Annotated in this window: 7 protein-coding genes and 5 pseudogenes; 4 read left to right on the forward strand and 8 right to left on the reverse strand. The window is 67.2% G+C overall.

All coding sequences use genetic code 11. The annotated features are described in order from the left end of the window. From ABZ624_RS40220 to ABZ624_RS40235, 4 genes and pseudogenes are all read left to right on the forward strand, one after another. A partial coding sequence (locus tag ABZ624_RS40220; RefSeq protein ID WP_360100129.1) for a carbonic anhydrase occupies positions 1-276 on the forward strand: 276 nt, incomplete at its 5' end. 8 nt (positions 277-284) lie between these two features. Continuing rightward, positions 285-1,766: a SulP family inorganic anion transporter gene (locus tag ABZ624_RS40225; protein WP_360100141.1), complete on the forward strand. Its 1,482-nt coding sequence runs from the start codon at positions 285-287 to the stop codon at positions 1,764-1,766. Positions 1,767-2,087: 321 nt separating this feature from the next. Then, positions 2,088-2,844: pseudogene (locus ABZ624_RS40230) on the forward strand (ISAzo13 family transposase); the annotation flags it as partial. A 26-nt stretch (positions 2,845-2,870) separates the two neighbouring features. Continuing rightward, the gene (locus ABZ624_RS40235) at positions 2,871-3,554 is read left to right on the forward strand and encodes an IS701 family transposase (RefSeq protein WP_360100144.1); all 684 of its coding nucleotides are present in this window, start codon (positions 2,871-2,873) and stop codon (positions 3,552-3,554) included. Between the two features lie 1,015 nt (positions 3,555-4,569). Here the strand turns inward: ABZ624_RS40235 and istB (ABZ624_RS40240) are convergent. From istB (ABZ624_RS40240) to ABZ624_RS40275, 8 genes and pseudogenes are all read right to left on the reverse strand, one after another. Further along, positions 4,570-5,358, reverse strand: a pseudogene (istB, locus tag ABZ624_RS40240) (IS21-like element helper ATPase IstB). After that, positions 5,358-6,893, reverse strand: a pseudogene (gene istA, locus ABZ624_RS40245) (IS21 family transposase). The pseudogenes istB (ABZ624_RS40240) and istA (ABZ624_RS40245) overlap by 1 nt, the downstream one beginning before the upstream one ends. An 83-nt stretch (positions 6,894-6,976) precedes the next feature. Continuing rightward, positions 6,977-7,495: a transposase gene (locus tag ABZ624_RS40250; protein ID WP_360100147.1), complete on the reverse strand. Its 519-nt coding sequence runs from the start codon at positions 7,493-7,495 to the stop codon at positions 6,977-6,979. Then, positions 7,444-7,864: pseudogene (locus ABZ624_RS40255) on the reverse strand (helix-turn-helix domain-containing protein). Before ABZ624_RS40255 ends, ABZ624_RS40250 begins: the two are co-directional and overlap by 52 nt. Positions 7,865-9,613: 1,749 nt before the next feature. Then, positions 9,614-10,006 carry a hypothetical protein gene (locus tag ABZ624_RS40260; RefSeq protein ID WP_360100132.1) on the reverse strand — a complete coding sequence of 131 codons (393 nt, stop codon included), beginning with the start codon at positions 10,004-10,006 and terminating at the stop codon, positions 9,614-9,616. Positions 10,007-10,104: 98 nt separating this feature from the next. Next, on the reverse strand, positions 10,105-10,875 hold the full coding sequence (istB, locus tag ABZ624_RS40265; protein WP_360100135.1) for an IS21-like element helper ATPase IstB: 771 nt from the start codon (positions 10,873-10,875) through the stop codon (positions 10,105-10,107). Between the two features lie 53 nt (positions 10,876-10,928). Continuing rightward, a complete protein-coding gene (istA, locus tag ABZ624_RS40270) occupies positions 10,929-11,903 on the reverse strand; it encodes an IS21 family transposase (RefSeq protein ID WP_360100138.1) in 975 nt (324 codons plus the stop codon). Between the two features lie 142 nt (positions 11,904-12,045). Beyond that, positions 12,046-12,162 (reverse strand): annotated as a pseudogene (locus ABZ624_RS40275) (IS5/IS1182 family transposase); the annotation flags it as partial.

The following is a 12,162-nucleotide window of genomic DNA, read 5'->3' on the forward strand; positions in this document are numbered from 1 at the left end:
GCGCTGGTGCGCGGCGACGACCTGACCGCCGTACCCGCCGTGCGCGACTGGCTCGCGCACGCCACCCCGCGTCCGGCCGGCGCGGCCGAGGATCCCGAGGTCGCCGAGGGCGTGCAGGCCCACGTCCTGACCCAGCTGCTGCGGCTGCGCTCGTACCCGTGCGTCGAGCAGCGGCTGGCGGAGGGCCAGCTGGGTCTGCACGGCTGGTACTACGAGGTTCACACCGGCGCCGTCGGCGAGTACCGCGCCGATACCGATTCCTTCGAGGCGCTGTGAGGACCGGCATGTCAAAGTTTCCCCACCTTCGACAAGACTTCACCGCCTCGCTGGTGGTGTTCCTGGTTGCGCTCCCGCTGTGCGTGGGCGTTGCGCTCGCCTCCGGCGTGCCGGCCGAACTCGGCCTGGTGACCGGCATCGTGGGCGGCATCGTCACCGGACTGCTCCCCGGCAGCGTCCTGCAGGTGTCCGGCCCCGAGGCCGGGCTGGCCGTGCTCGTCTTCGGGACGGTGAAAGAGTTCGGGCTGCCCGCCCTGGGTGTGATCGTCCTGGCCGCCGGCTTGCTGCAGCTCGCCATGGGCGCGTTGCGGCTGGGCCGGTGGTTCCGAGCGGTATCCGTCTCCGTCGTCGAGGGTATGCTCGCCGGCCTCGGCCTGGTCATTGTGGTCGGTCAGCTGTACATGGCTGCCGGGCTGAAGGCCCCCGCCTCCGGCATCGACAAGATCGCCGGGCTGCCCGGGGCGGCCGCCGACGTGCTCCATAGCACCGAGGCGCTCGCCTCGCTCGCCATGGCCGTGGGCACAATCGCGGTCGTCGTGCTGTGGAAGAAACTGCCCAAGAAGGCTCAGGTTGTGCCGGGCTCGCTTGTCGCCGTGATCGTCGGTTCGCTGGCCACGCTGGCGCTCAGCCTGCCTGTGGCGACGGTGGAGGTGCACGGCCTGCTGGACTCTGTCCAGCTGCTGGGTCCCGACTCCTTCGCCGCATTGGGGAACGCGGCCATCCTGGGCCCGATCGTCGCTTTCACCCTGATCGCCTCCGCCGCGAGCCTGTTCGGCGCCGCCGCAGTGGACCGTCTGCACGACGGGCCGAGCACCGACTACGACAAGGAGCTCATGGCACAGGGCGCGGGCAACGCCGTCTGCGGTTTGCTTGGCGCGCTCCCGATGAACGCCGTCGTCGTTCGTAGCGCCGCAAACGCCCAGGCGGGCGCGAGGACCAAGGCGGCCCGGGTCATGCATGGCGTGTGGCTGCTGCTGTTCGCCGTCATGCTGCCCTCGGCACTGGCACTGATCCCGCTTCCCGTGCTGGCCGGTATCCTGGTCCATTCAGGCTGGAAGCTGATCCCCTTCCGAGGCATCGTCTCCCTGTGGCGGACACACCGCGGCGAGGCGCTCATCCTCATCGCGACCGGCGTGGCGATCGTCACGATGAACATGTTCGAGGGCGTGCTCATCGGTCTTGCCCTGTCGGTCGTCAAGACCGCCTGGGAGGCCTCGCATGTGAAGCTGGAGATCGTTGACAACGGCGCCGGACCGATCCAGTCGCACTTGTCGGGCAACGCGACGTTTCTCCGGTTGCCGAAGATCCTCGACAGTCTGGAATCCCTCCCCCAGGACCGACCGGTCGAGGTGAACCTCTCCGGCCTCCACCACCTGGACCACGCCTGCCGTACCGCCCTGGAAAACTGGGCGGAGCGGCACAGGGCGGTCAGCACCGAGCCGGTCCGGGTGCTGTCAAGTTCCAGGGAAAGCGAGTGTGTTGAAGCATGATGGGCGATGCTTGGTTGGCGGGTCAGGCCGCTGGCGGCGTGGGTGCGGCTCGCCCCCGATCTGTCACCAAAGAATGAGCTGAGCAGTCCTCTCGGTCCGGTAGCAGCCGATGGCGGGGGGTGGCGATGAGGCCACTGCCGTGCCCCGTCGGTGGGAAACGAAAGGACCAGGACGTTCCCGTCCCTCCAGTACTCCAGTTGCAGTTCGCTGCTGTCGCTGGTCAGGAGCGTGTTTCCGAGTGTAGCGAGCTGACGGCCCGTCACGTGGTGGGAGTTCGTGACCGGCAGCCCTCGATTGCTGCTGTTCTCATCGTGCAAGATGATGCGGACCCTGGCCCCGACTCTGAAGTCACAGGGCCATCCGGTCAGTGCCGCAACCGTCGGGCGCCTGCTGCACGGCCTCGGCTAGCCTGCAGGGCACCGTCGAGACCACCGAGGGCGCCAGCCATCCGGACCGCGACACCCAGTTCGCCCACCTGAACGCCACGGCCACCGCCTTCCTCGACGACGAACAGTCGGTGATCAGCGTCGACACCAAGGCCAAGGAATGGCTCGGCAACCGAGACCGGCCCGGCCGCACCTGGCGGCCGGCCAAGGACCCGATCGAAGTCGACTGCCACACCTTCACCACCAGCGACCAGCCCGTCGCCATTCCGTATGGGACCTACGACATCGCCACCAACACCGGCTGGGTCAACGTCGGGACCGACCACGACACCGCCGAGTTCGCGGTGGAGTCCATACGCCGCTGGTGGCAGCGCCGCGGACAGGTGCACCACCCGGACGCAACCCGGTTGCTGATCACCGCCGACGCCGGCGGCTCGAACGATCCCCGCCGCTGGACCTGGAAGAAACACCTGGCCGCCTTCGCCCTGGAGAGCGGCTTGGAGATCACGGTCTGCCACTTTCCGCCGGGCACGTCGAAATGGAACAAAATCGAACGCCGAATGTTCTGCCACATCACCGCGAACTGGCGTGGCCGACCACTGACCAGCTACCAGGTCGTCGTCGAAACCATCGCCGCGACGACCACACGCACCGGGCTGACCATTGGCGCCGAGCTGGACACCGGTAGTTACCATTCGGAAGATCAACCCTGACAGTTATTCAGAAACAAGTCCCGGGACGCACTGCGAACTGCCAGGTCGCGGTATTCGCCGCGTATGCCTCCGGCCGGGGCCGGACGCTGGTGGACCGGGAACTGTATCTGCCGAAGTCCTGGACGTCCGACCGCGAACGGTGCCGGGCAGCGAAGATGCCCGACCATCGTGGCTTCGCCACCAAGACCGAATTGGCCCGGATCGTGGTCACCCGGGCGCTGGCCTCGCCGCTGCCCATCTCCTGGGTGACCACCGATGCCCTCTCCGGCCAGGACTGGCACGTCCGCCGCATGCTCGAGGACGCGGGCCTCGGATACGTCGTCGCGGTGCCGAAGGCGCAGCAGATCAAGTCTCTCGCCGGCTGCTGGCGCATCGACCAGCTCATCGGCGACGCCCCCGACGATGCCCGGGAGCGGGTCTCGTGCGGGGCAGGTGCCAAGGGTCCCGACCTCTATGACGGGGCAGCCGCACAGCTTCCCGCCGTGCCGTTCTTCGACGCAGACGAGCCCCGCCACTGCAGGTGGGTCATGGCCCGCCGCAGCATCTCCCGGACGGACGACATCGCCTACTACCTGGCCCATGCTCCCACCGGCACCTCCGTCAGCGAGCTGGTCGAGGTTGCAGGAAGCCGCTGGGCCATCGAAGCCTGTTTCCAGAGCGCGCCGAACGAGTGCGACCTTGACCGGTAAGAGGTCCGCCTCTGCGTCGGCTGGTACCGGCACATCACCCTGTCCATGCTCGCTCACGCCTTTCTCGCCGCCTTGGCCGCCCAGGCTGGAACGAAAAGGGGGGCCGCAGAAACGGATCAGCCTTCGCACCCCTCACCATGGCGGAGATCCCAAGGCTCCTGGCAACTTGCCGTCCCAGGGCAGGACACCACCACCGCCACATTGCCCAGGCGCCCAGGCACTGAAATGGTCCGGGTGGCGCCGACGACACCAAGCCGTCGCCAGACGCTGCCACTACAAGCGAAGCGCTGCCGGTCACGAACCCCCACCACATGACGGACCACCAGCTCGCTACACTCGAAAATAGGCTCCTGACCAGCGACAATAGCGAACTGCAACTCGAGTACTAAGGACGGACATGCCCAACGCCGGATGAGTAGCCGCAGGAACTGAAGCATGAGATGTCGTCGATGGTTTCCACCTGTGGTGGTTGCCAGGGTTACGTGGCAGGGACGCCGAGGCCTGCTCAACACGGTTGGGCCCGTCACCTGAAACTGATGCAGAATGAGGCGGCGACGGGCCCAACGCTCAATCCCGGAAGCTCACTCTTCCCCCGGGACTTCACTTATGAGAGCGAAGAAGTCTCCCGTCATGACGCATAAGTACGAACCCGACACCAAGGCCTAGCAGAAAAAAATTGCTGTGAAGGTTCCCGAGCGCTCGTCGGCCTGCCTAGGCAAGCGCTGCCGCAGGGAAGGATGAGCCATCTCAGCCATAGGCGACTGCGCCGAACGACGAACAGACCACCGACCATGGTCCCAGCACAAGGCAATGTGGATTGGCGCCGGTACCCATCATCGGCGGTGTGCCTGCGACAGCGCTCTATGCCGGCGCCGGCCCTCGATGCACGCCGCCGTCTGCCCGGCGCATGAGGCCGAAAGCTCTGAAAGCCAGCGCCCAGAGCTCTCCCCGCTGGCGGTCTTGCAGAATTCCCCCTTGGCGGCCAGATAGTGCCCTGCCTGCGGGTCTCGCTGCGTCAGCTGAAGGGCTTCACTCGCTGTCCACTGGTGGCCTCAGTGAGCCGGTAGCTGTCACCCTGGGTGACGGCGATGTGAGCGTGGTGCATGAGTCGGTCGACGTGGCTGTGGCCAGGGTTTTGGTCATGATCTCGTCGAAGCCGGAGGGGTGGAGGTTGCTGCTGACGGCGACCGAGCGTCGCTCGTAAGCGACGTCGACCAGGCGGTAGAAGCCTTCTGCGGCATCGGGCGAGACGGGCAGGAGTCCGATGTCATCGACGATGATGAGGTCCGAGCGGATGATTTTCGCGAGGGCTCGGGCGATGGAGTCGTCCGCGCGGCGACGGCGGACGAGGGCGCCCAGGTCCTCGATGGTGAACCAGGTGACGGACAGGCCGGCCTCGACCGCGGACTGTCCCAGGGCTTCGGTGAAGTGGGACTTTCCGGTGCCCGAGGGCCCGCAGATGCAGAAGTTCTCGCGCCGGCCGATCCACTCGAGGGTCTTGAGGGCGTCCTGGGTGGCCCTTGGGATGGAGGACTTGCCCTCGAGCCAGTCGCCGAAGGTCTTGCCGGTGGGGAAGCCGGCCCGCTTGCGGCGGGTGTGCAGGTTGGCCCGGTCACGGCCGGCGGCTCCTTCGGCCAGGAGGACGCGGACGACTTCGGCAGGGTCCCATCTCTGGGCCTTGGAGGGGGATGAGGTCAGCCAACGCCCGTCGCAGGGGCGGGAGTTTGAGACACTTGGTCAACTCGATGGCCTCCGCCAGCGGGTCGCCGCCGGAGCCGGAAACGGTGCGAAGTGGGGTGGCCATCAGGTGAGATCGCTTTCGTTGTGCTCGGCAGCGTCCGAGGTCTGGGCGGGCTGGCCGAAGGAGGCCCAGGCGGAGGTGCCGGGCTGCAGCGAGTGGTCTTCGCTTCGCACGATGGGACTGGTCTGCTCGTGGCCGGCCTGGTGATCGAGGATGGACAGCAGGTCCTTGTCCGCGAACCGGCCGGTGACCGCGGCCGTCCCCAGGGCCCGGTCGACGTCCGCGACCGAGTAGAGCTTCGACAGGGCGACGGCTTCGTTGATCTTCGCCTTGATCCGGCGAACGCCGTTCGATCCGGCCTCCACCAGCCAGGACGCGGCGCCGGGACCGAGCACGAGGAAGGAGACCTCCTCTGCTGATGCGGCCCTGGGGACTCGGTCGGATTCCTTGTCCTGCCGGGGTGGGTAGTGGGTATCGTCCAGGACCGGGTCGCCGGGCCCGCCGCGTCGGTGGCGTGCGACCTCGCGGGTGCAGCCGTCTTCGTCGACCGCGGTGACGATCAGTTCGTCGCCGTGGAAGCAGGCCCAGACGCGGGTGTCGATGAGCTCGTGCGGGACCGAGTAGCGGACCGCCTCGACGGAGATGGTGGACTCCCAGTTGACCCGCCGAGTGGTGCCGAACGCGGCGGTGAACGGCCGCCTGGGCAGCGGGTGCAGCCGCTGCTGTTCCTCAGCGAGGCGTTCGACGGGGCGTCGGCGAATCGCCCGGTGCGTGCGGCAGTTGACCTCGTCGCAGAAAGCCCGGCAAGCCGCTTCGAGTTCGCCGAAGGTTTTGTAGTGATCGCGGACGTTGACGTCCTTGGACACCAGGTCGGCCTTGGCGAGGCAGACCGTCGCCTCCGAGCCGCCCTTGGTCTACGGTTCCGCCGGCAGGCAGGTGCGGATCGTGGTCCCGTAGTGCCGGGCGACCTCGACCATCTCTGGGTTGCGGACCGGGATCCCGGCGACATGATCGGTGGTGACCGTCTTCTCGTTATCCGTCAGCACATAGGCCGGGACCCCACCGATCCTGCGGAACGTGGCATCCAGGCACGACGTGATGGTCGGTAGCGTCCTGTCCCAGATCGGGATCACGACCCTGAACCGCGACCAGGCCAACCAGGCGCACCACCGAAATGTCTTGCGTCCGTTGATTGTCGGACCGTCGCCGAAGTCGTATGGCAGCCACAATCCGGGCACGGTCACCCAAGGTCGATAAACTCGGCGCCGTCCCGCCCTGAACTGGGCTTCCGCCTCGACGACGGTGCGGCGGGTGGTGCGTTCTCCGCCGGTGAAGCCCATCGCGACGATCCGCTTGTGCACGATATCCGCGCGGATCTTGCCCGGCGAACGCACCAAGAGCTCCTCGATTTCCGGCAAGTAGTCGTCGATCGCGCGAGTCCGATGCCGGCGCTGGTCAGGGTGCTGACCAGCTGCCCTCATCTGCACGTATCGGGCCACTGTGTGGTGATCACACCCGGCCAGCTCGGCCGCGGCACGGTAACTGCCTGTCAGGTACATACGCCTCAAGGTCTCCATGACCTCCCTGGTGTTCTTCACCCGCCCTGGGCTGCCCAGAGCGGACTCGTCCAAAGCAGGTGGGGAGTTCTACTGACCTTGAATGCGTGGTGTCGTCATGATGGCTAGCGCCGGAGGCCGGTGCCGGTGAGGCAGCCGTCGAGGGCGTCGGGGCGGTACTGGAGCTGGCGTAGGCCGCGCCGGACGGCGGTGATCAGGTCGTCAGGGCTGGCGAAGGCGCGGTTGGCTGTGGTGGTGCGTGGCAGGACGGACCAGATGCCTTCGACGGGGTTGAGGTCGGGTGCGTAGGGCGGCAGTTGGAAGACGGTGAGCCAGTCGCGGTCGGCGGTGTAGCGGCGCATTCCGGCCGTCAGGTGGGTGTTGGGATTGTCCCGGACCAGCACGATCGGGCCGCCGAGCTGCTGGTGGGCGGTCTGGACGAGGTCGCGGCAGTCCTTCCAGGAGAAGCTCTTGCGCCCGTCGGGCCGGGCGTCCGGGCAGGGCCGGTAGATCAGCCGCGAGGGTTCGCCGGCCTTGTAGCAGGCCAGGACGGCCACCGATAAGCGGCGGCGGGAGCGGCCCCGCACGCGGATCACCGGGGTGTGGCCGCGGCGGGACCAGGTGCGGGTGGTCGGCGGCGGCATCGAGAATCCGGCCTCGTCCTCGAAGACGAGCCAGGCGTCGAGCGCCGCCACGGTCCTTTGGGTGGCCACCCCTTGCACGGTGTAGTTCTTGTGGAAGCGGCGCCCGATCGGCGTCTTGATCCGCGACAGGGTCCAGGTCTGGTCCGGCCAGCCGTGTGCCACCGCCCTCTTGGCCAGCTCCCGCTCCAGCACGGCGAACAGTTCGTCACTGAGCAGCGGCAGCGACGCCGGGCCCCTGGACGCCAGGGCCCTGGGCCCGTTCTGCGACCAGGCCCTGCGCCACCGCTGTACCGACCGGACGCTGACCCGCAGGTCGTGCGCGATGACCGCGTTCTCGTCGCCCAGGGCAAACCGCTCGGCCGCCTCCATCCTCAACTTCTCGCGGCAGGCCCGCCGTTCGTCGGTCAGCCCGCCCCCTTGCGCATACCTCATGCCGCCGGCATACCGCAAGGATCACGAACCGTCAGCCCCGCCGACACCACGCTTTGAAGGTCAGTAACCAGCCGTACGTGGGGAATCTCCAGGCCGCCAGCGGGCGCTAACTGGCCGCATACGGGACTTGGCATGGCCGTCGCCCCCCCAGCGCAGCGGGTGTGGGACGTAATCCGCCAGGCCGACCCCCCACCAGCAGAAGACCGATGTTTCCCATAGCCGTCACGAGCGATGCGCCGAGAACGTGCGGGCCGTAATGGACATCCGCAGGAGCCAGCCCGGCCAACGCGAAACCCGCGCCTGCACAGGCCGGCAGCAAGCGGACGACAGCGGCGGCCGGGCCAGGGCACCACAGACCACCTGTGAGAAGAAGACTGGCAAGCAAAAGGATTCCCACCACGATGAACGAAGCGTTCATCAGCTCGTGAGAAGTGAGCAGACATGCCGTGACCGAGGCGCCGGAAGATAAGCGCAATGAACGTTACACAGGTCGCTGATCGTCTGCCGCGCCCAGTTATACCGCCTCGGCCACGCCGACTCAGCCAATGCTTGAACGACGAAGAACTGCACCACACTACCCATCCGGTTCCGCCGGCCGCGAGATCACTCAGCGACGACTGCCGACACCTCGACCACGCCCATGGAACAGGGCAGACAGCCCCGTCGCACATACCGACCGGATACGATGCACATCTGAACAGATGGGGAGAACCCCGGCGCAGCCCTGAGCAGCTTGTACGCATACCCCTGCTGCCCCGCATCGAAGGTCAGCGTGTCACGCGGGGCGCCGACCCCGGTGCAGCGCCTGCCAGGCCAGAAAGGGTTCCCGCCAAGCGTCGGGCCCGCCGCCTCAGGGTCAAGGAAGGCGGCAGGCCCAACAGCCTCAGCGCACGAGCCGGGTACAGCTCGCCGCCTCAGAGCCGCAATAAACCCAGGGTCAGCGGCCACCCATGCAACCGCTGTCCCTGGACTTCCGGCCATCTTATGAGAGAGACAAGTTCCCTCAGCATGACGGACACCACCCACCTGGCGTAGTGGGTCCGACCGAGGTAACAGCTTCGGACGCCTTGTACCGCTCCGCGGGTACGGTTCAACACTTTCACGACCCTGGCGGCTGAAGTGGCTTCCGCTCCCTACCAGGAACCCGCTCTACTGATAGCGCCCGGTCTGCACCACACGGCAGGATGCAGACCTTCGGCAATTGCCGGGGTGGGCGGCCAGCAGTAAGCCGCACACCCCGCATCGAAGCCCTTGGTCTGCTCACAGGGGTGCGTCGCCATACCCGTCCGTCGCTTCAAGGACCGGGTCCCGAGCCATGGCGGCGCAACATCCAAGCGTGCGCCAGCTGGGTTGCGTCCTGAGAGGTGGTGTACGGCTCCCACCTGATCCGGGTGTCTGCCCCAGCGTCGGAGTGAGTGTCTGAATACAAGAACGTCCACCGGCTGAACTTCGAGAATCCGGCCGGCCTGCATGGACACCGCCCGGGTCTGCGACCTCGCCGAACTTTCGCCGATCTCGTCCGTCACCAGATACCTGCCGCTGGAGTGGGTCCGCCGAGTGGGTCGACTGGTACTGCCACCGCCGACTCCACGGTGAAATAGGGCACATCCCGCCCGCCGAATACGAGACCAAGCACTACCGCGAAACCACGAAACCCCAGGTCACAGTCATGACCTAGAGTCTCGATCAAACCCGGAACGGTTCAAGTTGCGCGTTCGGGCGGCGCTTGATTGGGGTGATCGCAGTGCCGCCGGCTCCGACGTGCGCGTTGTCTGCGAGAATCTTGAGATTCAGTTGCGCGCAGGTGTTGGCGATGGCGTGCTCGCGGGCGGCCGTCATATGTGGGTGCCGCCGGGCAGGATGGGCGAGATCCACGGCGGCTTTCCGTCTTCGCCGGCGATGCCCTGCGCATTCACGTCCTGACGGCGGACTTTTCCCGAAGAAGTGGCCAGCGGCGGCCACCCAGTCGGTCTCGGCGAGGGTGCGGTCCAGCAGCACGTAGCCGTCCGCGTGGTGGCTGGTGAGCGCCTCGGTCAGCGACGGTGCCTGGACAGCGAGTTGTTCGAGTGTGTGGTTCACGCAGCGCCGGGCGGTGGCTGTGCTAATGCCGAAGACAGCGGCGGTGTCGGCGTACGGCCTCGGCTCCCCAGTTGCGTGCGGGCGAACGTCCCCAGCTGTTAGGCCACTTCGGTCTCTCGCTCGATGGCCTTGAGGCGGTTCTTCAGCCGGTAGCTGGGGCCGTTGACGGAGATCACGTCGCAGTGGTGGAGGAGCCGGTCGAGGATGGCGGTGGCGAGGACCTCGTCGCCGAAGACCTGGCCCCACTCGCTGAAGGTCTTGTCCGAGGTCAGGATGATCGAGCCCTTCTCGTAGCGCTTGGAGATCACCTGAAAGACCAGATTTGCCTCGGCCCGCTCCAGCGGCTGGTAGCCCACTTCATCGACCACGAGCACGCTCGGCCGCAGGTAGGTGCCGAGCCTGTTCAAGAGTCGTCCGGCGGCTTCGGCGGTCTTCAGGTTGCGGACCATGTCGTCGAGGCTGGTGAAGTAGATCGAGTAGCCGGCCCGGCAGGCCGCGACCGCCACGGCGACGGCGATGTGTGTCTTGCCGACCCCGGGCGGACCGAGCAGGGCCGCGTTCGCTTTGGCCTCGACGAACGAGAGGGTGGCGAGGTCTTTGACTTTGCGCGGGTCGAGGTCGGGTTGGAAGGAGAAGTCGTACTCGTCGAGCGTCTTGTGATGCGGCAGCTTTGACAGGCGCTGGCCCTGGCGGAAGCGGCGGTCGTCGCGGACGGCGAGTTCCTCTGACAGGACCAGGTCGAGGAAGTCGAGGTAGCCCATCTTGGCCTCGTCGGCCCGCCGGATGTACTCGTTGATGGTTTCGACCAGGTGGGGAAGGCCGAGCTTGCCGGCCGTGGTGCGGATGCGGGTGCTGACCAGCTCGCTCACGATGTTTCCGTCGTGCTCGGGTGGGTGGTGAAGGGCGGGTGCCGGTCAGCTCGTCATAGACCGACAAGGGACGGCGGCCGACCTCGACGCGACTGACCGCGGCCCGGTTCAGCAGAGCCTGCAAGGACCCGGCCGAGTCCTCGGGAAGTCGCTCGCGTCGAGGCGGGGTGACAACGTCGCCGGTGGTGACCCGGCGGCCTTGGCCAGTGGGCAGGCCGTCCCAGTGGCTCTCGTCGACCACACGGACCCGCGGCCGACCGCCCGCGCGTGCATGGCCAGCAGGTCTCGCCGCCTGCGTCGGGGACGGTGGAATGCAGCATGACCTGGGACCTCGTGGCCCGGACCTCGACCAGCTGGCGGGGACGGACCCTGCGGGCGGGCACCGAGTAGAGGTTGTTGCCGAAGGCGGCCAGGCAGTCCTTTCCGACCGGCCGCAGATGCCGCTCGGCCACCAGATAGGGGGTGGTCGGCAGCGGCTTGAGGGCCGCGTGGTCGCGGGCCGCCCGCTCGCCGATGACCTCCCGGTAGGTGCGGTGGACCTGGGACCTGCGTTGCGGCACCCAGGCGGCGAAGGCGGCGTCCATCTCCTCGAGGGAAGAGAAAGAACGCCCGGCCAGGACGTGGTCACGGACGATGTCGACCTGCCGCTCGACCCGGCCTTTGCCCTGGGGCCGGGAGGCGGCCAGCAAGTCGATGTCGAAGTCGTAGTGGCCGGCGAAGGCGACTGCCTCCGGATGCAGCGGAACCGCCTGACCAGGAGCGACATGCCGTCGCACGACGGTCTTGGTGCGGTCGTAGACGATCGTCATCGGCACCCCGCCGAAGTGGGCGAAGGGCCGCCGGTGGCAGTCGAAGAAGGTCTGCAGGTCCTGGCTGATGGTGAAGCAGCAGAACGGGTCGCGCGAGTACGACAGCGTCATGTGGAAGGAGTAGACCTTCCCGATGCCCATGTGGGCGAGGATCTTGCCCTCATCGCCCCAGTCGACCTGAGCCTGGGCGCCAGGGATCACCTCGAAGCGGCGATGCATGCCGGCCAGTTCCCGAGGCGTGATGCCGAGTTCCTCCGCGATCTTGGGGCGGCCACGGCGCTACTGTCGACGCCTGCTGCGGGTCTTCTTAGATGTCCGCCATGGTCGCCGCCCGGTGCTGTCCCGCTTCTAAGACCGTGTCCTATGTGGTGAGGCGGAGGAGGCGCTTGTAGCAGCACAGGGCTGCGGCGAGGCCGAGAAAGGCCAGGTAGTTGCGGGGATCGCGTTCGTAGCGGGGGCTGAGTCGGCGGTAGCCGGA

It is taken from the genome of Streptomyces sp. NPDC007205 (genome assembly GCF_040634095.1).
In the GTDB taxonomy this organism is placed as follows: Bacteria; Actinomycetota; Actinomycetes; order Streptomycetales; family Streptomycetaceae; genus Streptomyces.

Coding starts and splice junctions, on each gene's coding strand:
- istA (WP_360100138.1), bottom strand. CDS start 11,903: ATGCATCGCCGCTTCGAGGTGATCCCTGGCGCCCAGGCTCAGGTCGAC.
- ABZ624_RS40225 (WP_360100141.1), top strand. CDS start 285: ATGTCAAAGTTTCCCCACCTTCGACAAGACTTCACCGCCTCGCTGGTG.
- ABZ624_RS40250 (WP_360100147.1), bottom strand. CDS start 7,495: ATGCCGCCGCCGACCACCCGCACCTGGTCCCGCCGCGGCCACACCCCG.